This is a genomic window from Agromyces mediolanus, from assembly GCF_014648575.1.
Taxonomy (GTDB): Bacteria; Actinomycetota; Actinomycetes; order Actinomycetales; family Microbacteriaceae; genus Agromyces; species Agromyces mediolanus.
Genome location: NZ_BMRJ01000008.1, coordinates 37,400 through 60,660 on the forward strand (window position 1 = coordinate 37,400; position 23,261 = coordinate 60,660).

19 protein-coding genes are annotated in these 23,261 nt (G+C 74.3%); 9 read left to right on the forward strand and 10 right to left on the reverse strand.

All coding sequences use genetic code 11. The features are described 5' to 3' along the window. Positions 1–37 precede the first annotated feature (37 nt). Positions 38–538, forward strand: a complete 501-nt coding sequence (locus IEY71_RS17840; protein WP_189086736.1) for a MarR family winged helix-turn-helix transcriptional regulator — start codon at positions 38–40, stop codon at positions 536–538. A gap of 45 nt (positions 539–583) precedes the next feature. On the opposite strand, the gene IEY71_RS17845 is transcribed toward IEY71_RS17840, so the two are convergent. After that, the gene (locus IEY71_RS17845) at positions 584–1,543 is read right to left on the reverse strand and encodes an NAD(P)-dependent oxidoreductase (RefSeq protein WP_308426169.1); all 960 of its coding nucleotides are present in this window, start codon (positions 1,541–1,543) and stop codon (positions 584–586) included. A 23-nt stretch (positions 1,544–1,566) separates the two neighbouring features. After that, positions 1,567–2,397, reverse strand: coding sequence for a DNA/RNA non-specific endonuclease (locus IEY71_RS17850; RefSeq protein WP_229781850.1), 831 nt, complete (start codon positions 2,395–2,397; stop codon positions 1,567–1,569). A gap of 67 nt (positions 2,398–2,464) precedes the next feature. On the opposite strand from IEY71_RS17850, the gene IEY71_RS17855 reads away from it, so the two are divergent. The 3 genes from IEY71_RS17855 to IEY71_RS17865 all read left to right on the forward strand — a co-directional run bounded on the left by IEY71_RS17855 (position 2,465) and on the right by IEY71_RS17865 (position 8,483). Then, entirely contained in the window at positions 2,465–4,264 is a 1,800-nt protein-coding gene (locus IEY71_RS17855) for a cation:proton antiporter (protein ID WP_189086738.1), read from the forward strand. A 78-nt stretch (positions 4,265–4,342) separates the two neighbouring features. Next, entirely contained in the window at positions 4,343–4,567 is a 225-nt protein-coding gene (locus IEY71_RS17860) for a hypothetical protein (protein WP_189086739.1), read from the forward strand. Positions 4,568–4,751: 184 nt separating this feature from the next. Continuing rightward, on the forward strand, positions 4,752–8,483 hold the full coding sequence (locus IEY71_RS17865) for an efflux RND transporter permease subunit (protein ID WP_189086740.1): 3,732 nt from the start codon (positions 4,752–4,754) through the stop codon (positions 8,481–8,483). A gap of 216 nt (positions 8,484–8,699) precedes the next feature. Here IEY71_RS17865 and IEY71_RS17870 read toward each other — a convergent pair whose 3' ends face one another. Beyond that, positions 8,700–9,764 carry a YeiH family protein gene (locus IEY71_RS17870; protein WP_229781851.1) on the reverse strand — a complete coding sequence of 355 codons (1,065 nt, stop codon included), beginning with the start codon at positions 9,762–9,764 and terminating at the stop codon, positions 8,700–8,702. A gap of 70 nt (positions 9,765–9,834) precedes the next feature. On the opposite strand from IEY71_RS17870, the gene IEY71_RS17875 reads away from it, so the two are divergent. Continuing rightward, positions 9,835–10,764 carry a LysR family transcriptional regulator gene (locus IEY71_RS17875; protein WP_189086742.1) on the forward strand — a complete coding sequence of 310 codons (930 nt, stop codon included), beginning with the start codon at positions 9,835–9,837 and terminating at the stop codon, positions 10,762–10,764. A gap of 181 nt (positions 10,765–10,945) precedes the next feature. Here IEY71_RS17875 and IEY71_RS17880 read toward each other — a convergent pair whose 3' ends face one another. From IEY71_RS17880 to IEY71_RS17900, 5 genes are all read right to left on the reverse strand, one after another. Next, positions 10,946–11,527: a TetR/AcrR family transcriptional regulator gene (locus IEY71_RS17880; protein ID WP_189086743.1), complete on the reverse strand. Its 582-nt coding sequence runs from the start codon at positions 11,525–11,527 to the stop codon at positions 10,946–10,948. A gap of 59 nt (positions 11,528–11,586) precedes the next feature. Further along, entirely contained in the window at positions 11,587–13,674 is a 2,088-nt protein-coding gene (locus IEY71_RS17885; protein WP_189086744.1) for a YhgE/Pip domain-containing protein, read from the reverse strand. Then, complete coding sequence (locus IEY71_RS17890; protein WP_189086745.1) at positions 13,674–14,417, reverse strand: ATP-binding cassette domain-containing protein; 744 nt, start codon at positions 14,415–14,417, stop codon at positions 13,674–13,676. The genes IEY71_RS17885 and IEY71_RS17890 overlap by 1 nt, the downstream gene beginning before the upstream one ends. Positions 14,418–14,525: 108 nt before the next feature. Beyond that, a complete protein-coding gene (locus IEY71_RS17895; RefSeq protein WP_189086746.1) occupies positions 14,526–14,861 on the reverse strand; it encodes a DMT family transporter in 336 nt (111 codons plus the stop codon). A gap of 38 nt (positions 14,862–14,899) precedes the next feature. Beyond that, entirely contained in the window at positions 14,900–17,188 is a 2,289-nt protein-coding gene (locus IEY71_RS17900; RefSeq protein ID WP_189086747.1) for an LLM class flavin-dependent oxidoreductase, read from the reverse strand. Between the two features lie 121 nt (positions 17,189–17,309). On the opposite strand from IEY71_RS17900, the gene IEY71_RS17905 reads away from it, so the two are divergent. Then, positions 17,310–17,717 (forward strand): winged helix-turn-helix transcriptional regulator, encoded by a 408-nt coding sequence (locus tag IEY71_RS17905; protein ID WP_189086748.1) that lies wholly within the window; start codon positions 17,310–17,312, stop codon positions 17,715–17,717. 18 nt (positions 17,718–17,735) lie between these two features. On the opposite strand, the gene IEY71_RS17910 is transcribed toward IEY71_RS17905, so the two are convergent. Beyond that, on the reverse strand, positions 17,736–18,653 hold the full coding sequence (locus tag IEY71_RS17910) for a DNA-3-methyladenine glycosylase family protein (RefSeq protein ID WP_229781852.1): 918 nt from the start codon (positions 18,651–18,653) through the stop codon (positions 17,736–17,738). Between the two features lie 299 nt (positions 18,654–18,952). Here IEY71_RS17910 and IEY71_RS17915 point away from each other — a divergent pair, with 299 nt between their 5' ends. Further along, positions 18,953–20,311: a pyridoxal phosphate-dependent decarboxylase family protein gene (locus IEY71_RS17915; RefSeq protein WP_229781854.1), complete on the forward strand. Its 1,359-nt coding sequence runs from the start codon at positions 18,953–18,955 to the stop codon at positions 20,309–20,311. A gap of 312 nt (positions 20,312–20,623) precedes the next feature. Here the strand turns inward: IEY71_RS17915 and IEY71_RS17920 are convergent, their stop codons facing one another. After that, the gene (locus tag IEY71_RS17920; protein ID WP_189086751.1) at positions 20,624–21,166 is read right to left on the reverse strand and encodes a GNAT family N-acetyltransferase; all 543 of its coding nucleotides are present in this window, start codon (positions 21,164–21,166) and stop codon (positions 20,624–20,626) included. Positions 21,167–21,286: 120 nt separating this feature from the next. On the opposite strand from IEY71_RS17920, the gene IEY71_RS17925 reads away from it, so the two are divergent. Both IEY71_RS17925 and IEY71_RS17930 read left to right on the forward strand, forming a co-directional pair. Further along, entirely contained in the window at positions 21,287–22,126 is an 840-nt protein-coding gene (locus IEY71_RS17925) for a flavin reductase family protein (protein ID WP_189086752.1), read from the forward strand. Beyond that, the gene (locus IEY71_RS17930; RefSeq protein ID WP_189086753.1) at positions 22,123–23,124 is read left to right on the forward strand and encodes an NAD(P)H-dependent flavin oxidoreductase; all 1,002 of its coding nucleotides are present in this window, start codon (positions 22,123–22,125) and stop codon (positions 23,122–23,124) included. The genes IEY71_RS17925 and IEY71_RS17930 overlap by 4 nt, the downstream gene beginning before the upstream one ends. Positions 23,125–23,261 lie beyond the last annotated feature (137 nt).

Consider the following 23,261-nt stretch of genomic DNA (forward strand, 5'->3'; position numbering starts at 1 on the left):
TAATTATTAGCTCATGCGCAATACTGGAGGAGTGACCATGCAGGAGCAGCGCGCGAGCGACGACCGCACGGATGCCTCGATCGTCGAGATCGACGGCGAGCCCATCGACCTTCTGGCCCTCGAGAATCAGGTGTGCTTCGCCCTCGCCGTCGCCGCCCGCGGCGTGATCGGGGTCTACCGTCCCATCCTCGAGCCGCTCGGCCTCACCCACCCGCAGTACCTCGTCATGCTCGCGCTGTGGCAGCGCAGCCCCCGCACGGTCCGCGACCTCGGCGCCGCCCTCCAGCTCGAGCCCGCCACCCTCTCGCCGCTCCTGAAGCGCCTCGAGGCGCAGGGCTATCTGACCCGGCAGCGCAGCACGAAGGACGAGCGCGCCCTCGACGTCGAGCTCACCCCCTCGGGCCGGGCGCTGCGCGAGCAGGCGCTCGGCATCCCGCCGCAGGTCGTCGACCGGCTCGGCATGACCCTGGAGGAGCTCGGCTCGCTGCGCGACCGGCTCGGCGAGGTCATCGACGCGGTGCAGCGCGGCGAGCGCTGAGCCGGCCAGAGGCTCGGCACCGCGAGCACCGGGCGGCGCGCCTCCTCAGGCCTGCGGATCGAACCCCGCGATGCGCCCGTCGGGCGAGGCGAACTTCGCGATGAGGCTGCAGTCCTTCGCGCCGTAGCCCTCGCCGATCAGCCGCTCGAACTGATCGAGCGCGATCCGGGCCGCCGGCGTGCGCACCCCGGCCGCCCCGGCGGCCTCGACCGCGAAGGACAGATCCTTCTCGGCGAGCGCGGCCGTGAACGTCGCGTCGAAGTTGCGGTTCGCCGGACTCGTCGGCACGACGCCCGGCGCGGGGTACCAGGTGCGCAGCGGCCAGGACTCCCCCGACGAGACGGCCGCCACCTCGAAGAAGCGCTCGGGATCGAGGCCCAGCGACGCGGCGAGCGCCGCCCCCTCGGCGACGCCCAGCAGTGAGACGAAGAGCATGAGGTTGTTCGCGAGCTTGGCGGCGATGCCGCTCGTCGCCCCGCCGAGCTCGAAGACGTGCCCGGCGAAGGGTTCGACGAAGCCGCGGGCGAGCGCCGTCGCCTCGGCCTCGCCGCCGAGCATGACGGTGAGCGTGCCGGCGGCGGCGCCGGCGATGCCGCCCGAGACGGGCGCGTCGACGAAGCGGATGCCTCGGGCCCCCGACTGCTCGTGGCACCAGCGCGAGGTCTCGACGTCGACGGTGGAGGTGTCGAGCAGCAGCGCCGAGGCGGGCGCGGTCTCCCACACGCCGCCCGGGCCCTCGTAGACGGCGCGCACGTGCTCGCTGCGCGGCAGCGAGGTGAAGACCGCCTCGGCTCCGGCGACGGCCTCGGCGATGGAGGCCGTGACGCGCACGCCCCTGGCCGAGGCATCCGCCGCGGCCTCGGCGGCGACGTCGAAGCCGCGCACCTCGTGACCCGCCGCGACGAGGTTCCCCGCCATCGGCGCACCCATGTGCCCCAGCCCGATCCAGGCGATGACCGACATGACGACCTCCTCGACCCCGGTGTCGATGTGCTCACTCCCCACGGTACGCCTGCCCCGCCGCGGCGCTACAGCATCAGCTCCTCGGGCCCGGAGAGCTCGCGCCAGCCGCTCGCGGCGACGGCCCGGGGCATCCGGTCGGCGGCGACGAGCTGCGGCATCGCGAGCCGGGCGAGTTCGGCGATCTCAGCGATCGGCGCCTGGAAGGTGCGGAAGCCGCCGAGCTCGGGCAGTGCGCCGGATGCCGAGCGGCCCGGCGTCGCCTCGCGCTCGACGATCGAGGCGATGAGCGCGGACTGGTCGAGCACGAAGCCCGCCGCGGCGAGCCGCTCGCCGCGCAGCCAGGCGACGACCTTGAAGAAGCGGCGCGGCAGCCGGATGCCCCGATACGGCGGGTCGTCCGCGGCGAGCACGGGCGCGGTGAAGACGCTGAGCCGCAGCCCCTCGGTCTCGCCGAAGGCGAGCACGTGATCCTCGAGGCCGAGCCACAGCTGCTTGGACTGGTTGAAGCCCGCGGCCTGCGGCGCGGCGTTCGGGTAGTGGAAGGTGTCGGACTCCGCCCGGGCGGCGACGGCCGGATCGCCCCAGACCGGATCGCGGCGGCGCACGAGGTGGCCGCGGTCGAGCGGGTTGTCGGCGTAGACGCCGGGGCCGGCCTGCCAGTCGGCGGGGATGCGCGGGTCGAGCCGCCAGCGGTCGCCCGAGCGTTCGCGCTCGACGAGCTGCGCCCCGTCGAGGTTGACGCCCGTCACCCGGGCCAGCCGCCGCAACTGGTCGAGCCGCACCGAGAAGTGCACGTAGTCCAGCAGCACCGTGTCGGGCTCGGCCGCGTCGAGCGGCATGGGCAGCGGCACCGGCATGGGCAGCTCGCCCCCGAGGAAGTCCGTCTCGTACCCCATGCCCCCAGCCCAGCACACCCCGCCGACGCCCGTGCGCCGGCCGGGCGGGGCACGGCAGAATGTCCCCATGGATCTGCTGCTGGCCGCCGTGCTCGCGCTCCTCGCCATCGCCGCGGCGACGGCGTTCGCGCCGAAGCTCGGCGTCGCCGCGCCGCTCCTGCTCGTGCTGGTCGGGCTCGGCGTCGGCCTCCTGCCGATCGTGCCGGCCTTCGAGGTCGACCCGGAGTGGATCATCGCGGGCGTGCTGCCGCCGCTGCTCTACTCGGCCGCCGTCTCGATGCCGGCGATGGAGTTCCGCCGCGACTTCGGCGCGATCAGCGGTCTCTCGGTGGTGCTGGTCGTGGTCACCTCGGTGCTGCTCGGGCTGCTCTTCGCGTGGCTCATCCCCGACCTCGGCATCGCCGCCGGCATCGCGCTCGGCGCGATCGTGAGCCCGACCGACGCGGTGGCGACCTCGATCGTGAAGCGGCTCGGCGTCTCGCCGCGCGTCGTGGCGATGCTCGACGGCGAGAGCCTGCTCAACGACGCGAGCGCGCTCGTGCTGCTGCGCTCGGCGATCGCGGGCATGGCGGCGACGGTCTCGCTCTGGAGCGTCGCGGGCTCCTTCGTCTACTCCGTCGTGCTCGCAGCCGTGATCGGCGTCGTCATCGGCTGGGTCAACCTGCGGGTTCGGGCGCGCGTGATGAACCCGACCGTGAACACCGTCATCTCCTTCACGATGCCGTTCCTCGCCTCGATCCCCGCCGAGCACTTCGGCGCCTCCGGGCTCGTCGCGGCCGTCGTCGCGGGGCTCGTCACGGGGCGCGGCGCGGCGAAGTTCCTGAGTCCGCAGCATCGCCTGTCCGATGCGCAGAACTGGCGCACGGTGGAGCTCGTGCTCGAGGGCGCCGTGTTCCTCATCATGGGGCTCGAGCTCACCGCGATCGTCGACGATGTCGAGACCGCGCACTCGGGCGCCTGGCACGCGGCAGGGCTCGCCGCGATCGCCCTCGCGGCCACGATCCTGATCCGCGCCGCGTACGTCGCCCCGCTGTTCGCCGGGCTCGCCCGCCGGGCGAAGCGCGCCGAGGGCATCCGCGAGTTCATCCGCACGAAGCAACAGACGAACCCGGGCGCCGCGATCCCGGTGCACCCGAAGGCCTCCCCCGCGCAGGCCGACCGGATGCGCTCCATGTTCCGCCGCCGCGTCGCCGACATCGACTACTACCTCGACGAGCGGCTCGGCTGGCGCGAGGGCACCGTGGTCGTCTGGGCGGGCATGCGCGGCGTCGTGACGCTCGCGGCGGCGCAGACCCTCCCCTCGGACACGCCCAACCGCTCGCTGCTCGTCTTCATCGCCTTCCTCGTCGCGATCGGCTCGCTGCTGATCCAGGGCGGCACCCTGCCGTGGCTGGTGCGCTGGGTGATGCCCGCCCGCGACCCCGAGGACGGCGCCGCCGAGCGCCGCGAACTCCGGCACGTGCTGCAGTCGGCCGCGATGACCGAGCTCTCCGGCTCGGAGGATCCCGCCATCCGCGCCATGGCCGAGCGCATGCGCGCCGCCTGGCAGCTCTCGAACCAGGAGGGCGTCGGCGAGGACTCCGACGAGGAGCTCGCCGAGGTCGAGGGGGCGGATGCCTCGGCGGGGGCCGCCCCGCCGGCCGAGAGCCAGCCCGAGCCCGAGAGCCAGCCCGGGCCCGAGCCCGGCCAGCGCCGCCTCGTCGATCCCGAGCGGGTGCGCCAGCTGCGGCTGCGGATGATCCGCGCCCAGCGCGACGCCCTGCTCGACGCGCGCGACGAGGGCCGGTTCAGCGCGGCCTCCCTGAGCGCGGCCCTCGAGGATCTCGACGCCGAGCAGATCAGCATCGAGTTGAAGGCGATCGAATAATCCGTGGCGCGATCCGCGTCATGATCGCGCCGCATCCGCATCCCTCCAGTAGGCGCATCGCGAACGGAGGGAGACCGGATGGCCCGCCACCTCGAGTTCGTCTTCGGCCCGCTCGGCGAGGAGACCCGTCTGCCCTGCGCGTGCGCCAGGGACGGCAACCATCTGCGCCCCACCTCCGTCGACCGCGTCGGCGCGCTCGACCCCGAGTCGCTCGCCCGCGCGGAGCGGCTGCGCGCCCGCCGTCGTGGCCACCGCCGCCGCTTCAGCTTCGAGCTCTCCGAGCAGCCCAGGCACGCCGCCTGAGCCCGCCCAGCGCCCGTCATCCCGCGGGAGTCGTCCCGAGGTACCACGCATCTCCCTCGCCCGGCTGATGCCCCACCCCCGCCCCGACGGGTGAACTGGAACCATCGCCCGGCGCGGCCCCTGCCCGGCGCGCTCGTGCACCGATGCCCGCTCCATCCGGCCGTGCCCCCGACCGGAGATCGCCATGACCTTCCTCACCCGAGCCAGTCTCGCCAATCGCGCCATCGTCGGCCTCATCACCATCGCCATCGCCCTGCTCGGGCTCGTGGCGATGGGCTCGCTCCGCCAGGAGCTGATGCCACCGGTGAAGTACCCGGGCGCGTTCATCTCCGTCCAGGCCGCGGGCCTCGCGCCCGAGCAGATGGCGGAGGTCGCGACCGAGCCGGTCGAGCAGTCGCTGCGCTCGGTCGCCGGCATCACCGAGGTGAGCTCGGTGTCCAGCACCGGCTCGTCGCAGATCTCCGTGACGTGGCCCTTCGAGCTCGACGCCGAGGAGACCGAGCGGGCCATCCGCTCCGCCGTCGACGGTGCGAAGGCCGCACTGCCGCAGGGTGCGCGCGTCGACGTCATGTCGGGCTCCAGCAGCGACATGCCCGCGATGATGTTCACCGCCGGCTCCTCCGGCGACCCGGTCGCCTTCGCCGACTCGCTCGAGCAGACCGTGCTGCCGGCGCTGCGCTCGGTCGACGGGGTGCGCGAGGCGACGCTGTCGGGGCGCGAGGAGCAGCGCGTCGAGGTCGCGATCCGGCCGGCCGACCTCGATCGGCTGAAGGTCGAGGCCGCCTCGGTGCTGCAGGCGCTCCAGGCGAACGCCGCCGTGCAGCCCGCCGGCCAGGTCGAGGGCGCCGAGGGCGCCGTCTCGGTGACGGTGGGCCCCGGCCTCGAGAGCATCGAGGCGATCCAGGCGCTGCCCGTGCAGGTGCAGGAGGGCTCGGTGCGCGTCGGCGACGTCGCCGACGTCTCGCTGCAGTCCGTGGCCGCGACGAGCATCTCCCGCGTGAACGGCAAGCCCGCGCTCACCATCCAGATCATCCCCGGCTCGGGTGCGAACGTCGTCGACATCTCGCACGGCGTCCAGGCGCAGCTCGACGGCTTCACCGAGTCGCTCGACGCCGAGTTCGTCACCCTCTTCGACCAGGCGCCGTACATCGAGCAGTCCATCCACGACCTCTCCGTCGAGGGCGCGCTCGGCCTGCTCTTCGCCGTCATCGTGATCTTCGCGTTCCTGCGCTCGTGGCGCTCGACCGTGATCGCCGCGGTGTCGATCCCGCTGTCGCTGCTGATCACGATGATCGGGCTCTGGTGGAGCGACAACACGCTGAACATCCTCACGCTCGGCGCCCTCACGATCGCGATCGGCCGCGTGGTGGACGACTCGATCGTGGTCATCGAGAACATCACGAGACACGCGGAACGACGCGCGCCGACCCCCGCCGACATCGTCACCTCGGTGAAGCAGGTCGCCGGCGCGATCACGGCGTCGACGCTGACGACGGTCGCGGTGTTCCTGCCGATCGCCTTCGTCTCGGGTCTGACGGGCCAGCTGTTCCGGCCCTTCGCGATCACCGTGACGATCGCCCTGCTCGCCTCGCTCGTCGTGGCGCTCACGATCGTGCCCGTGCTCGCCTACTGGTTCCTGAAGAACCGCGCGGCGAAGCAGCTCACGGCGGCGGATGCCTCGGCGGAGTCCGTGGCGGCCGGCGCGGCCGGCGCGGCCGGCGCGGCCGGCGCGGCCGCGCACGACGCCGAGCACGACGCCCCGCTCGACGCCGCCGCGGTCGCCCGGGCGGAGATGCAGAGCCCCGAGGACCGGCTGCAGCGCAGCATCATGCCCGCGCTCGGCGCGACCCGCCGGCATCCCTTCATCACCCTCGGCGCCTCGATCGTCATCCTCGTCGCTACGCTCGCCCTGAGCGTCGTCATCCCCACCGACTTCCTCGGCGAGTCCGGGCAGCAGAGCCTCTCGCTGCAGCAGACCCCGAAGGATGCCGTCGACCTCGAGTCGCGGGCGAAGGCGGCCGAGCCCGTGGAGCGCGCGCTCAGCAAGGTCGAGGGCGTGCGCGACGTCGTCGCCGCCATCCCGGCCCAGTCGAGCACGGCCGGCGAGCCCGCCAAGATCAGCTACGACATCCTGCTCGCCGACGGCGCGAAGGCCGACACCGTCCGCGGCGCGGTCGAGCGCGCGCTCGAACCGCTCGGCGACCCGGAGCAGTTCGAGCTCACCGCGGTCGACACCAGCGGGTTCGGCGGCGGCGGCATCGAGCTGCGCGTGCTCGGCAACGACCCCGTCGCCCTGCGCGAGGCGAGCGACTCGCTCGTGAAGGCCCTCGAGGGCGAGCCGGGCGTGGAGAAGGCCACGAGCAGCCTGTCCGGCGATCAGCCCGTCGTGCGCGTCGTCGTCGACCCGGCGAAGGCCGCGGCCCTCGGCTTCGACCAGCAGCAGATCGCGCAGGCGATCGACGCGGCGCTGAGCGGCACGCCCGCCGGCACCCTCATGCTCGAGGGCCGCGAACGCAACATCGTGATCCGCACGAGCACGGTCACCGGTGGCGCCGCGGGCGTCGCCGAGCTGCTGCTGCCCGTGACCCCGAAGCAGACCGCCGCCGCCCAGAAGGCCGCGTTCGACAAGCTGAAGGCCGAGCAGGAGCAGCAGGCGGAGAGCGCGCAGGCGGATGCCGCGAACGCGCTCGATCGGCAGATCTCCGAGGCGCAGTCGGCCCGGAGCGAGCTGCGCGGTCAGCTCGGCACCCTGCGCGAGCAGCTCGCCGCGCTCCAGGCCGCGCCCATCGTGCCCGCGGTGCCGGGCTCGCCCGAGGAGGAGGCCGTCGCCGCCGCCATCCGGGAGCGCCAGGAGCAGCTCGCCGGCCTCGAGTCCGCGATCGCGCAGACCGAGCAGGGCATCACCGCGAGCGACGAGCAGGTGGACCAGCTCCGCAAGGCGCAGCGCGAGGCCGACGAGCAGCGCGCCGAGGCCGAGCGCATGGAGCAGGAGCAGACCGCCGCCGGCGAGCTCCGCGGCACCGCCGTGCGCGTCGCGGACGTCGCCAGCGTCACCGAGGAGCGCACCGCCCCGTCGGTGACCCGCATCGGCGGCGAGCGCGAGGTCGCCATCACGGTCACCCCGAAGAGCGGGGCGCTCGACGCGGCGAACGCGGCCGTCACCGCGGCGATGGCCGAGGTGACCCTGCCGAGCGGCGTGCACTACGAGGTCCACGGCGTCGCGGCTGAGCAGGACGAGGCGTTCGGCCAGCTCGGGCTCGCGATGCTCGCCGCGATCGTGCTCGTGCTGTTCGTCATGATCGGCACGTTCCGCAACCTGCGGCAGCCGATGATCCTGCTCGTCTCGGTGCCGTTCGCGGCGACCGGCGCGCTGCTCGGCCTGTTCCTCACCGGGACGCCGCTCGGCCTGCCCGCCCTCATCGGCCTGCTGATGCTCATCGGCATCGTCGTGACGAACGCGATCGTGCTGATCGACCTGGTCAACAAGCTGCGCGAGGGCGGTGCGACGCTCGAGGACGCGGTGCGCCACGGCACCCGGCTGCGGCTCCGCCCGATCCTCATGACCGCGGCCGCGACGATCTTCGCCCTCCTGCCGATGGCCTTCGGGCTGACCGGCGGCGGCGTGTTCATCTCGCGCCCGCTCGCGATCGTCGTCATCGGCGGGCTCATCTCCTCGACGCTGCTGACGCTCGTGCTGGTGCCGATCCTGTACCTGCTGTTCGAGCGGGGACGCGATCGGCGGATGGCCCGGCGCGCCCAGCGCCGCGAGCGCCGTGCCGCGCGCCGCGACGGCGGCTCGGGCACCGGCTCCGCCGACGGCGGGTCGAAGGACGGCGGCCTGACGGACGACGGACCGGGTTCCGGACCGGGCACGGGGGTTCCCGGACCGGGCCTGCCGTCGCCGACGGCCGGCTGAGGGCGCGTGCCGGGCAGCATTGGGGGCTGCCCGGCACGGCGCCCCGCGCACGCACCGGATGCGGCTGCACGCCATCCGGTGCGTGCGTGCGTCCGGGCGCGGCCCGGCCCGCGCGCAGGCTTCGTCGGACGCGCGCAGGTTCGTCGGACGCGCTCAGGTTCGTCGGACGCGCTCAGGTTCGTTGGACGCGCTCGACCGACCTCCCGTCTCGCAGCGTCAGCCGGCGACGAGCACGCCGCCGAGCGCGACGCCCGCGACGACGAGCGTCGAGGCGCCCGCGAGCGCGACGGGGCGGAACCCGACCCGGCGGAACATCGAGAACCGCACGCCCGTGCCGAGCGCGAACATCGCCATGGCGAGCAGGACCGTCTGCACGACGCCCGCACCGGCGAGCACGCCCGGGGGCAGCACGCCCGTCCAGCGCACGAGCACCATGGCGAGGAAGCCCACGACGAAGAGCGGCACGATCGGCGGGCGCCTGCCGGTGGGCACCGCGCCGTCGGCCTGCTCGCGACGCATCGCGCGGCGCCGCTGCACGGAGACGACCGCGAGCACCGGAGCGAGCAGCAGCACCCGCGCGAGCTTCACGACGACGGCCGCGGCGAGCCCCGCCCCGCCGATCGCGGAACCGGCGGCGACGACCTGCGCGACCTCGTGGATCGAGCCGCCGGCCCACAGCCCGGTGCGCAACTCGCCGAGCCCGAGCGCGGCGCCGAGCAGCGGGATCAGCGGGATCATCAGTGTGCCGAACAGCACGACGAGGGCGAGGGCCGTGACGACCTCCTCCTCGTCCTCGGTCTCGATGACGCCGTCCACGGCGGCGACGGCGGCCGCCCCGCAGATGGAGAAGCCGCAGGCGATGAGCAGACGCTGCGTCGGCGAGACGCCCAACGCCCGGCCGATCCCGAGGGTCGCGAGGATGCCGACGGCGACGATCGCGACGACGACCGCGATCATGCCCGGCCCGAGCGCGAGGATGTCGCCGAGCACGAGCTGCAGGCCGAGCAGCACGATGCCGATCCGGAGCAGCCGCTTCGCCGCGAGCGCGAGGCCGGGGTCGAGCGAGGCGGGCAGGGGCAGCAGGTTGCGGCAGGCGACGCCGAGCACGATCGCGACGAGGAGCGCGCTCACGGTCGGCAGCACGAGCGTGAGCGCGAGCGAGACGCCGGCCGCCGCGAGGGCGAGGGCGAGTCCGGGGGCGAGGGCGCGCGGCCGCGCGGATCGGGAGGCGGTGCTCGGGACGGGGTTCGGGGCGGGGCTCGGACGTGCGGGACTGCTCACCAGTTCACTCTGGGCGCCGCGGACGGTTCGCAGTAGCCGCCGATCCGGCATCGAGTCATATCATCGTGATATGCCCTCGACGCCGCAGCAGCGCTGGCCCGACCTGGCCGTGCTCGAACTCCTCGTCGCCGTGGCCGAGCACGGCGGCCTGGGCGCCGCGGCGCGCGCGGTCGGGATGGCCCAGCCGAACGCGAGCCGCGCCATCGCCCGCCTCGAAGGCGAGCTCGGACTCGACCTCGTGGCGAGGCATCCGCGCGGCTCGCGCCTCACCCCGGCCGGCGCCGCCGTCGCCGACTGGGCGCGCCGCGTGCTCGACGACGCCCGCGAGCTGATGACGGCGAGCGCCGCCCTCCGCGCCGACCGCGACGCCCACCTCGACGTGGCCGCGAGCCTTACGGTCGCCGAGTACCTCGCGCCCGCCTGGCTCGCCCGGCTGCGACGGGCGCGGCCCGAGCTCGAGGTGCAGCTGCGCGTCGCGAACTCGGCCGAGGTGTTCGCCCTCGTCGCCTCGGGGGCGTGCGAGCTCGGCTTCGTCGAGACGCCGCGCGTGCCCGCCGGACTGCGCAGCGTGACCGTCGCCGACGATCGCCTCGCGGTCGTCGTCGCCCCCGACCATCCGTGGGCCCGCCGCCGGCTGCTCACCCCCGCCGAGCTGGCCGCGACCCCGCTCGTCGTGCGCGAGGGCGGCTCCGGCACCCGCGCCACGCTCGCGGCGGCGCTGGAGCGGCTCGGCATCCCCGAGCATGAGCTCGCCGCGCCCAGCCTCGAACTCGGCAGCAACGCCGCCGTCCGGGTGAGCGCCGCGGCAGGGGCGGGGCCCGCCGTGCTGAGCGAGCTCGCGGTCGCCGGCTGGATCGCCCGCGGCGACCTCGTCGAGGTGCCCGTCGACGGGCTCGAGCTCCGTCGACGCCTGCGCGCGGTGCGCCGCGCGACCGCCCGGCCGAGCGAGGCCGCCGCCGAGCTCGTCGCGATCGCCCGCCGCTCCTCGCGTCCGGCGTAGCGCGGGCGCGGCGCCCCGCCTGCCTCCGCACCGCCGTGTCGTCACTATTTGCGGGTGGCGCCGGCTCGCAACCCGCAAATCGTGACCGCATGGCAAGGGTGCGCTCGGGTAGGTGGCGCGGATGTGGGCCGGGGCCCCCGGGGGGCGGGTCAGGTGGGGGCGTGGGGCAGGTAGGGGCCCGTCAGGCGGGGCGGAGGGTGGCGAGGATGGCGGCGGCGACCTCGGCCCGGTCGCGCTCGGGCTCGAACACGAGCCATTCGAGTCCCGCCAGCAGCACCGCGCCGAACACGGCCGAGGCGCGCAGGCCCGCCGCGGCCGTCGAGGCATCCGCGTCCCCCGCATCAGCGGGTCCGGATGCCTCGGCGATCGCCTCGGCGAACACCGCGAGCGCCTCGTGCCGCAGCGCGAACAGCGTCTCCTGCCAGGCCCGATCGGTGCGGAAGATCTCCGCCGCCATCAGCTTCGCGAGCGCAGAGTTCGCCGCGATCACGTCGAGCAGCTCCGCGACCAGGGCCTCGATGGCCTCCTGTCCGCGGCGCTCGCCCTTCGCCCGGCGCAGCGACTCGGCGAGCGCGCCGACCCGCTCCTTGAGCAGGGCCTCGAAGAGCAGGTCCTTGGAGCTGAAGTTGTAGTAGAGGCTGCCCTTGGCGACGCCGGCGCGCTCGGCGACCTCGTCCATCGTCGTGCCGGTGATGCCCTTCGTGGCCGCCAGCTCGAGCGCGGCGTCGAGGATCTGGCGCTTCGTCGTAGTGGTGCGGGCCACGGGCATCTCCTGGTCGGCGGCGGGCGGTCGGCGGCGGGCGGTCGGCGGCGGGCGGTGGCTCAGATCACGAGCTCGGGGTGCAGCCGGCCGATGCTCCACACCCGCTGCTTGCCGGCGCTCCAGGCGCTGATCGCGAGCGATCCGACGAGGATGCCGGCCATGACGAGCACCGCGAGCCACAGTCTAGAGTCGACCCCGCCCGTGATGAGCTCGCGCAGGCCGTTCACCACGTAGGTGGCGGGCATGAACGGGTGCAGCGCCTGGAAGAACGCGGGCGTCGTCTCCACCGGGTACGTGCCGCCCGAGCTGCTGAGCTGCAGCATGAGCAGCACGAGGCTCACCACGCGCCCCGCGGCGCTGCCGAGCACGACGATGAACATCTGCTGCAGGGCGAGGAACGCGAGCGTCACGAGGTAGATGAACGCCGCCGTGCCGAGCCAGTACTGCGGCTGCAGCCCGATGCCGTAGACGAGCACGAGCACCATGATGACGACCTGGCCGAGCCCGATCGCCATGGCCGGCAGGAACCCGGTCATCACGGCGCGGAGGCCGGTGGCGCCGGCCGCGAGCGCGCGACTCGGCAGCGCCCGCAGGATGAGCCAGGTGATGAGCCCGCCGACGAAGGTGGCGAGGGCGATGAAGAACGGCGCGAAGCCCTCGCCGAAGCTCTTGGACTCGTGCTGCCAGCGCTCGTCGAGCGCGACCGGGGCGGACATCACCTCGGACTTCGCCTCGAGGCCGGCGCGGCTGAGCTGCGGCGCCGCCTCCGCCCCGGAGCCGAGCTCGTCGGCGAGGGTGCGGCTGCCGTCGGCGAGCGTTCCGGCGCCGTCGGCGAGCTTCGTGCCGCCGGCGGCGAGCTCGCCCGTGCCGTTCACGAGCGAGTCGGTTCCGCCCGCGAGGGTCGCGGCGCCGTCGGCGACGGTTCGGGCTCCGGATGCCGCGTCGCCCGACTTCGCCGCGAGCTCGGCGGTGCCGTCGCGGAGCTGGGCGGCGCCCGCGGCGAGCTGCTGCGCCCCGGGCTGCCCGGCGGCGAGCGCGGCGGCCAGCTCGTCGGTCTTCCCGGCGAAGCCGGCGCTCTTCGCCGCGTACTCCTGCGCCCCGGGGAGCGCGGCCTGCGCCCGCCCGTTCAGCTCGTTCGCGCCGTCGGCGAGCTGCTGCACGCTGTCGAGGTAGGCGGCCGCCGGCACCTCCGGGTGCGCCTGCATCGCGGCGAGCAGCTCGTCGATCCCGCCGGAGAGCGTGCCGGTGCCGCCGGCGAGCGCGGCGGTGCCGTCGCTGAGCGCCCCGGCGCCGTCGGCGAGCGCGTGCGCGCCCGCCGCGAGGTCCTGGGAGCCGGATGCCGCGTCACCGACCTTGCCCGCGAGCACCGCCGAACCGTCGGCGAGCCGGGCGGCGCCGCCGGCGAGTTCGCCCGCCCCGTCGCGCAGCTGCGCGAGCCCGTCGGCGAGCGTGCCGGAGCCGTCGGCGAGCCGGATGGCGCCCGCGTCGAGCTGACCGGCGCCGTCGGCGAGCTCCCCGATGCCGACGACGAGCGCGCCGGCTCCGGTCTTCGCGGTGGCGACCCCGTCGGCGAGCTGATCGGCCCCGTCTGCGGCCCGGCGGATGCCGTCGCCCGCGTCGGTGATGCCGACGAGCAGGGTGTCGGCGGTGCGCTTGGAGACCTGCTCGGCGACGGCGTCCTTCAGCTGCACCATGGCCTGCTTGCCGAGGGTGGAGGCGAGGAAGTTGTTCGCGTCGTTGTAGTCGACCTCGACGCTCGCGGGGCGGGGCTCGTCGGTGCCGACGGAGACGGCCCGCTCCGAGAAGTCGCGCGGGATGGTGACGGCGAAGTAGTAGTCGCCGGCGGCGACGCCGCTCGAGGCATCCGCCGCGTCCGTGACCTGCCAGTCGAGCTGTCCGCCGTCGGTGAGCTCCTCGACGAGGTCGTCGCCCGCGGTGACGCGGTCGCCGTCGAGGCGGGCGCCGGCGTCCTCGTTCACGAGGGCGACGGGCAGGTTCTTCAGCTCGTCGGTGGGCGCCCAGAACGCCCAGAGGTAGAGGGCCCCGTAGATGAGCGGGATGAACAGCAGGACCGCGATGGCGATCTTCGGCAGCGTGCCCGCTCGGAAGCGGCGCAGCTCGGTGCCGGGTGAGAGGAAGGCGAACATCAGGCGTGCTCCAGGAGGAGGTCGAGGTCGTCGGCGTCGTCGGCGCCGGTCGGCGTCGAGTCGGCCCGTTCGGCCGTCGGGAGGATGGACTGGGCGGCGGGCTCGATGCCGAGCTCGGCCCAGAGGCGGGGGTCGGGTGCGGCGGCCGAGACGACGACCGCGGTGCCGGTGCGGGCGATCGCGTCGAGGCTGCGCCAGACGGCCGCTCGGGCGGCCGGCGAGGCGAGCTCATCGAGACCGTCGAAGCAGAGCAGGCGCGGCTCGCTCATCATGGCGAGCGCGATGCGCAGCAGTGCGGTCTGCGCCTCGTCGAGTTCCCAAATGACGGTGTCGGGGGCGGGCAGCGGCGTCTCGCCGAAGACGGGGCCGAGGACGGCGCGCAGGGCCGCCTCGTCGGGGCGGCGCACGAACGCCCACCACGGCGAGATCCAGGCGGCGCGTTCGCGGACGGCGGCGCCGACGGTGACGGATTCCTCGAGCTCGTCGATGCCCGCGAAGCCCGCGATGCCGGACTCGCGCTGCACGCGGCGTGCGCCGCGCGGCAGTTCGCGGCCGAGGGTCTCGAGCGTGCCGGCCGAGGGCTTCATGCGCCCGGCGAGGGTGAGCAGGAGGCTGGTGCGGCCGCTGCCCGAGGGCGCGTGCAGCACGGTGAGGCCGTCCTGGATGCGGAGGTCGAGCGGGCCGTAGACGGGTCCGCGCTTCGATTCGAGGGCGAGGTCGTTCGCCCTGGCGATGGTCGGCACGTGCGTTCCTTCGATTCGTGCGGTGGGATGGTTCGCACGTCTTTGTACTGACCAGTCAGTTTAATCACGAGAAGCGGATGCCGCAAGCGCCCTCTTCCCCTGGCGCACTCAGGCGTGCGCGGCGGACTGCCCGGCGAAGACGTTCAGCACGATCACCCCGGCGATGATGAGCGCGATGCCGATGAGCTTCGGCACCGTCAGGCTCTCGCCGAGGAACAGCACCCCGATCGCGACGATCGCCGCCGTGCCGACGCCCGACCAGATCGCGTAGACGATGCCGATCTCGAGCTCCCGCACGGCCTGCGCGAGCATCAGGAACGACACCCCGTAGCCGGCGAGCACGCCGACCGTCCACCACAGCTTCGTGAAGCCCTCGGTCTTGCCGATGAAGCTCGTCGCGGCGACCTCGAAGGCGATCGCGAGCGAGAGGAAGAGCCAAGCCATGGCGGTCCGTTCCGCCCCGTGCGCAGGGTGCGCCGGGCTCAGCCCGCCGGGGTCACATTCGCATTGTCGCGGAAGAGGTTGTCCGGGTCGACCTCCGCCTTGATGCGGCGCAGCCGCTCGAGGGTCGCGGGCGGGAAGGCGGCGGCCAGGCGCTCCGGCCCGAGCTCGGACTCGAAGCTCAGGTACGCGCCGCTCATGTGCGGCTCGAGCAGCTCGTCCCAGCGCTCGCTCGTACGACGGTTCGGCGTGCCGAAGGCGACGACCGAGAACTCCGCGTCGCGGTGCGCGTACGCGGTGGCGTCGGCGGGCACGTCGTGCACGGCGCCGCCGGCCGCGCGCACCTGGAAGAAGTAGCTCGCGCCGCTCTCGAGGAAGCGCGTCGCATCCCGGGCGAACTCCGGCGTGAACCGGCCGATCAGCCCGGTGCGCGACAGCGGCTCCCCCTCGGCGCTGTGGCTCGCGTCGCTCGCGTTCGACACGATGCCGCGGTACGTCGTGAAGCGCACGTCCTGTGCGACGAGCTGCGCCGCGTCGGCGAGCGGGTTCAGCCGCTCGAGCACGGTGTCGGCGTCGTCGGAGTCGACCACCACGAGCACGTGCGCGAGCGGTGGCCGGCTGGCGCTGCCGGGCTGCACGATGAGGAAGCTCGTGAGGTCGCGCGGGGCGTCGACCACCCAGTCGCTCCAGGCGAGCAGGAACGCGGCGGTGTCGCTCGCGTCGAAGGTGAGCTGGCCGAACGCGAGCACGCCGACCTCGTCGGCCTCGAACTCGAAGGCGGTCACGATGCCGACGTTCGCGCCGGCGCCGCGGACCGCCCAGAACAGCTCGGGGTGCTCCTCGGCGCTCACGCGCACGGTGCGCCCGTCGGGGAGCACGAGCTCCGCCGCGCGGAGGTGGTCGATCGTCAGGCCGTGCTCGCGCACCAGCCAGCCGATGCCGCCGGCCGTCGCGAGCCCGCCGACGCCGACGCCGCCGGAGTCGCCGGAGCTGAGCGCCCAGCCGTGCGGCTCGAGGGCGGCCGCGACGTCGACCCAGCGCGCCCCCGGTTCGATGCGGACGAGCCGGGATGCCTCGTCCAGCACCTCGATGCGACGCATCCGGGAGAGGTCGATGACGAGGCCGCCGTCGTTCGTCGAGCGCCCGCTGATGCCGTGCCCGGCGCTGCGGACGCTAAGCGGCACGTCGCGATGGGCACGAGCGACGGCGACCGCCTCGACGACCTCCTCGCGCGTCGCGGGCTGGAGCACGAGGCCCGGGTCGCCGCCACGGAGGTACGTCGAACGCACCCGGGAGAATTTCGCGTCGCCGGGCTCGATGGCGGTGGCGGCGAGCGAGGCGGGCAGCCCGTCGTAGTCGATGCCGGGGCGTCGCTTCGCGAGCGCGGCGGTGCTGCGGACGGCGCCGGCCGAGGCATCCGCGCCGAGCTCCTGCTCGACCGCCTCCCGCAGCGCGGGCGCGACCTCCTCGATGAAGCGCTGCATGCTCGCCGGGTCGTCGCCGGCGAGGATGAAGGTGTCGGCGCCGTCTTCGACGACGTAGGGCAGCAGCTGCTCGACCCAGTCGGCCGGCGCGCCCTCGACCATGCCGCCGCGGCTGCGGACGTCGCCGCCGCGGCCGGCGGTGAAGCGACCGGCGACGTTGAGCAGGCGGCGGATCTCGGCGGGGTTGCGGCCCGCCTTCGTCGCCGCCTCGTCGATGCGCGCGGCGGAGTCGGCGTAGTCGCCCGGTTGCAGGTAGGCGAGCGAGGGCAGCCAGCCGTCGCCGGCGCGGCCGATGAGGCGGAGCATGCGGGGCTTCAGCGCACCGATCCAGATCGGGATGTCGTGCGCCGGGGCGGGTCCGCGCTTCGCGCCGTCGACCCGGTAGTAGTCGCCCTCGACGGCGAAGCGTCCGCGATCGGAGACGTCCCAGGTGCCGCGGATGATGCGGATCGCCTCGTCGAGCGCGTCGACCGCCTGGCCCGGCGTGAGCCGGCGCCCGCCGATGGCCTCGATCGCGTCCCAGAAGCCGCCGGCGCCCAGGCCGAGCTCGAAGCGCCCGTCGCTCAGCAGGTCGAGGCTCGCGGCGGCGCGGGCGAGCACGGCGGGCTCGCGCTGCAGCGGCAGGTTCAGCACGTTGCCGGCGAGGTGGATGCGGCTCGTGCGTGCGGCCGCCCAGCTCAGCAGCGTCCACGTGTCGTGGAACGCGGGCTGGTACGGGTGGTCCTGGAAGGTCACCAGGTCGTAACCGAGCTGCTCGCTGAGCTCCGCGAGCTGCACCGCGCGCTGGGGCGGGTCGTTCACGGGCGTGACGAAGGTGCCGAACTGCAGTGGGCGTCCGTAGTGCATTCCATGCTCCGTTCCGGGGCGGTCGCGTCCATCATGCTCGGGATGCCGCGGGCCGCGCATGCGGCGGGTAAGCTACTTACTCGAAGGAAGTGCCTTCACCGAGTGGAACGGAGCGCGGCCCATGGCGTATTCCCCGAACCCCGAGGCGCAGGCCGACGAGCTCGACGCCCGTCGCTCGGCCCGGCTGCACGAACTCGGCCACATCGACGACGAGGCCTGCCGCCGCTTCACGAGCGCGATCGAGTTCGCCGGGCGCAAGTGGAACGCGGCCATCCTGCTCGCCGGGGTGCGCGGTGCCCGCCGCTTCTCGGAGTACCGCGACACCGTCGCCGGCATCTCCGACCGGGTGCTCGCCGCCCGCCTGCGCGAGCTCGAGGCCGACGGACTGCTCGAACGGCACGTCCGCGCCACGACGCCCGTGACGATCCGGTACACGCCGAGCTCGCGCGCGCTGCAGCTCATGGAGCTGCTGCAGCCGCTCGTCGAGTGGCAGGCCGACGAGGAGCGCAGCGCCGGACAGGCGGGCTGACCGGGCTGGGTTCCGCGCTCAGCGGGCGCGGTGGTCGACGAAGGGCATCCGCGGTCCGCGCCGCGGCCGCCCGCGGTGCCCGGCGAGGCCGAGCAGGCGGATGACCCGGTAGCGCTGTCCGGCCCACGGCGCGAGGGCGGCGAGCATCTCCTCGTCGCTCATGTCGCGCCCCTCGAGCGCGTGGCCGACGAAGTTCGCGAGGTGGTAGTCGCCGACCGAGACCGCATCGGCGTCGCCGAGGGCGCGCTGGGCGACCTCGGCCGCCGTCCACGGGCCGACGCCCGGCAGCGCGGTGAGCCGGGCGAGGGCGTCGGCCGAAGTCATCCCCGCCGCCTCCTCGACGCGCTCGGCGAGCGCCGCGACCCGCACGATCGCCCGGGAACGCTGCGGGTCGACCCCGGCCCGGTGCCACTCCCAGCTCGGGATCATGCGCCACCCCTCGGCGCTCGGCGGCACCAGCATCGGCCGCGGCGTCGGACCGGGCGCCGGCTCGCCGAAGCGACGCAGCAGCACCCGCCACGAGTCGTGCGCCTGCAGCGTGATCACCTTCTGCTCGAGGATGGCGGGCACGAGCGCCTCGAGCACCCGGCCGCTGCGCGGCACCCGGAACCCCGGGTTGCGCCGGTGCGCTTCGACGAGCTCGGGGAGCCTCGGCTCGAAGCGGGCGGTGTCGTCGCGCGCACCCAGCAGCTCGGGTGCCGAGGCCACCGCGGCGGCCGCTCCCGGCCCCCACGCCTCGCAGCGGAACTCGTCGGCGCCGCGCTGCGAGAGCCGCATGGTCGCCGGCCCCTCGGCCATGCGGGTCGCGCGCCAGACCGAACGATCGGGCGCGGTCAGGTACGCCGGGTCGCCGGGCCCCCGGCGGAGCGAGCCCACCGTCTGATGCAGCTCGCTCGGATGGGGCGCCCGCCAGTCGAGTCGCGCGTCCGGGGTCACCAGTCCAGTGTGCGCCATCCCGCCGACGGCGCACCCGGACGGCCTGACCCGTCGAGCCATCCGGCATCCTCCGGGCTTCGCCGCCCGCACGCAACGGAGTGCCCGTTTGTGCCGTCCAAGCGAGCGTTGATTGCGTGCGCGGCGGGATTCATGCGTAGAAGTTGCGCGCGGTCGGGCGACGGTTCAGACTTGCCGATGCCATCGAGAGGACACACATGGGCACCGCAGCCGACTCCCCCAGCAGCACCACCACCGACGCCGGGCCCACGCCCCCGACGGAGGCCGTCGACCCCACGCGGATGCACGCCGTCACCGCCGAGACCCAGGCCATCGTCGACCTCGTGCTCGACTACTCGCGCCGCCGGCTGCTCTCGACCGACACCCCGCTCGACAAGCCCGAGACGGAGGCCGAGCTCAGCCGACTCGCCGGCCGCACGATCGACGAGCACGGCATGGGCGCGACGCGCGCCCTCTCGGTGTTCGAGCACGTGCTCGCCCCGGCCTGCATCACGATCGACCACCCCCAGTACCTGTCCTTCATCCCCGCCGCGCCCACGAAGGCCGCGATGGCCTTCGACCTCGTCGTCTCGGCGTCGAGCCTGTACGGCGGCAGCTGGATGGAGGGCTCCGGGGCGGTGCACGCCGAGAACGAGGTGCTCACCTGGCTCGCCGCGGAGTTCGGCCTGCCCGCCGGCGCCGGCGGCGTCTTCGTGCAGGGCGGCACCATCGGCAACCTCTCCGCGCTCGTCGCCGCCCGCGAAGCGGCCCGCGATCGCCGCACCGCGGCCGGGCTCCCCGCGCCCGCCAGGTGGAAGCTCGTCTGCAGCACCGAGGCGCACTCCTCGAACAAGTCCGCCGCGAAGGTCATGGACGTCGAGCTCGTGCTCGTGCCGGCGGGCCCCGACGGCCGGCTGCGCGGCGACGCGGTGCGCGCCGCGCTCGAGGAGCACGGCGACGACGTCTTCGCGGTCATCGCCACGACGGGCTCGACGAACTTCGGCATCGTCGACGACGTCGCCTCGATCGCCGCCCTCAAGGACGAGTTCGAGTTCTGGCTGCACATCGACGGCGCCTACGGCCTGACCGGCATGCTCTCGCCCCTCGCCCGCCCGCGGTACCGCGGAGTCGAGCGCGCGGACTCGGTCATCGTCGACCCGCACAAGTGGCTCTTCGCGCCCTTCGACGCCTGCGCCCTCATCTACCGCGACCCCGAGATCGGCCGCCGCGCGCACACCCAGCACGCCGAGTACCTCGACACGCTGACCGGCAAGCCCGAGTGGAGCCCGTCCGACTACGCGGTCCAGCTCACCCGACGTCCCCGCGGGCTGCCGTTCTGGTTCTCGCTCGCGAGCTACGGCGCCGCCGCGTACCGGGCCGCCATCACCCACTCGCTCGAGCTCGCCCAGCGCATCGCCGAGGAGATCCGCTCGCGGCCGGAGCTGCGGCTCGTGCGCGACCCCGAGCTGTCGATCGTCGTCTTCGAGCGCGAGGGCTGGACGATGGACGACTACGAGCGCTGGTCGACCCGCCTGCTCGAGGAGCAGCGCGCCTTCGTCACGCCGAGCTCGCACGACGGCCGGCCGAACACCCGCTTCGCGATCGTGAACCCGATGACGACGTTCGAGCAGCTCGTGGGGATCCTCGACTCCATGGAGTGAGGCGGGCCACGAAGGCGGTGCGCCGGGGGCCGCCCGCCGCATCGCCGGGACCCGATCACCCGGCGGTGGCGGGGCCAGCCCGGCCGGCACCGTCGTGCCGCGAGACGCGGCGCGCGCGGGCCGCGACAGGAGGGAGTCGTCGCGGACCCGCGTCGCGCCGCCACCGCATCCGAACCGATGCGATCGTGCTCGTCGACACGATCCAAGGCTGCGCGCCGACCCTATGACCGGGCTATGTCGGGGGCTCGGATCCGCTGTGAACCGGCGGCGCCGAGGTATCCGCGCCGAGCCATCCGCGCCGAGGCATCCCGCTCAGAGCGGGCGCACGTAGCGCAGCTCGTGCAGGCCGTCGACGCTGCCGCCCTCGCCGAACTTCTCTCCGCCGTCGGCGCGCCAGCCGTGCCGCTCGTAGAAGCGGATGGCGCGGGCGTTGCCGTCGAGCACCCAGAGGTACGCCTCGGTCCAGCCGGCCGCGGCGAGCTCCTGCTGCGCCCGCTCGATCAGCGCGTGGCCGACCCCGTGCGTCCAGCTCGTGGGATCGACGTAGAGCCCGGCGAGCTCGCCGAGCTCGCGGCGGTCGTCGTCGCGTCCGCCGCCGAAGCTCGCCCAGCCGAGGATCTCGCCGTCGAGCTCGGCGACGAGGAGGCGGTGCGCGACATCCCCGTAGCCGTCCGGCGCCTCCCCGAGCTGCGAACGAGTGATCGAGTTCCGCCACATCTGCGTGCGCGCTTCGACGCTCTGCCGGTCCAGCACGGCCTGGTCGATCAGCCCCGCGTAGGCCACCCGCCACGCGTTCACATGCACTGCGGCGACCCCGGCCGCATCCTCGACCGTCGCCCATCGGATGCTCAGCATCCGATGACGCTACCGGAGCCCCGTGACGTGTGACGCGCGCGCCTCACGGTGCGCCGCCGGCCGCGTCATACGCCGCGCGGCAGGCGTAGCGTGGGGGCATCGGCGGGACGGGAGGCAGCCATGCGACAGGACGAGCACCTCGTGATCGAGCCGAGCGTGCTGTACGTCGGCACCCCGGTCTACCTGGTCGTCACGCGGAACGCCGACGGCACCGCCAACCTCGCCCCGGCGTCCAGCCACTGGGCGCTCGGGCGCATGCTCGTGCTCGGCCTCGAGACCGACGGGCAGTCGTACGCGAATCTCGTCGAGCGCCCGCAGCTCACCGTCAACTTCCCGTCGTCGGGCCAGTGGCGCAACGTCGAGCGCCTCGCCGCCGTCACCGGCCGGGACCCGGTGCCCGCGGCGAAAGCGCACCGCTACCGCACCGAGCGCCGCAAGTTCGAGCTCGCCGGTCTCACGGAGCAGCCCTCGGAGCTCGTCGCCCCGCCGCGGGTGCGCGAGGCGCCGCTGCAGTTCGAGGGCGAGGTGCGCCGGATCACGCCGGGCGTCGACCCGGGCTACGCGATGGTCGAGGTCGAGGTCGTCCGCGTGCACGCGCTGCCCGAGCTGCACGTGCCCGGCACCCAGCACATCGATCCCGGCGCCTGGCACCCGCTCATCTACGCCTTCCGGCACTTCTACGACCGCGGCGAGGAGCTCGGCTGGACCCGCAGCTCCCCCACCGCGTCCGGACCGCCGGAGCTCGGGCCGCCGCCCCTCGAGCCGGAGTCCGCGAGCGGCCCGCTCGACGAGCTCGCCCGCTGGGAGGGCTTCGGCGGCACCTGGGCGCTGCGCGAACTCGACGCCGAGGGTGCCGTCGTCAGTCTGTGCCGCTGCGACGGCGGCGAAGAGGTGTCCAGGATCGTCTCCGCCGACCCCGCGTTCCTGCGCTGGGCGGCCGAACAGGAGGTGCAGCCGTGACCGGTCTCGCCACGCCGTGGTCCGCCTCGCTCGGGCTGGGCGTTCCGATCGTCGCGGCCCCGATGGGCGGGGTCGCCGGCGGCCGCTTCGCGCACGCCGTCTCGCGGGCCGGCGCGCTCGGCCTCATCGGCATGGGCAGCGCGGGGTCCGCGACGAAGCTCTCGGCGCAGCTCGCCGAGTTCGAGGCGGCGCGCGGTGAGGATGCCGAGGCATCCGCGCTCCCCTTCGGCATCGGCCTCGTCGACTGGGGGCTCCGGCGCGACCCCGAACTGCTCGACACGGCGCTCGCAGCCCGCCCCCACCTCGTCTCGATCGGCTTCTCCGAGCGCTTCGACTGGGTGGCGCGGGTGCACGCGATCGGCGCGCTCGCGGCGACCCAGGTGTACACCCCGGCGGAGGCCGTGCTCGCGGCCGACGCGGGCATCGACGTGGTCGTCGCACGCGGCAGCGAGGGCGGCGGCCACGGCGACCCGCGCATGGGCACGCTCAGCCTGCTCGACGCCGTGCTCGACGGGATCGGCGGCCGGGCGACGGTGCTCGCCGCGGGCGGCGTCTCCTCGGGCCGCAGCCTCGCCGCCGTGCTCGCGGCCGGTGCCGACGGCGCCTGGGTGGGCACCGCGCTGATGGCGAGCCCCGAGGCGCTGACGCCCGAGTCCGCACGGCCGGTGCTGCTCGCCGCGAGCGGCGACGACACCGTGAACACGAGCGCGGCGGATGCGGCACTCGGACTGCCCTGGCCGGAGCGCTTCCCCGAGCGGGTCGTGCGCAACGCCTTCGTCGAGGAGTGGGCGGCGCGGGTCGACGAGCTCCGCGGCACTGGCGACGAACTCGACGGCTTCCGCGCCGCGTTCACGGCGGCGAACTCGGCGGGCGACCACCGGCTGGTGCCGGTCGACGCCGGTGAGGGCGTCGGTCTGCTGCGCTCGGTGCGTCCGGTCGCCGAGATCCTCGACGAGTTCGCGCGGGATGCCTCGGCGCTGCTCGGTCGCTGGAGCTGAGGGGGCCTCAGCGGCCGGATTGACGCGCTTCGCCGACCGACTGGGAGAATGACCCCGTGAGAGCACTGCTGACCGCTGGAGCCTTGTCGCTCGCCTTCACGCTCTTTCTGACCCCGTTGTTCATCCGGTTGTTCACG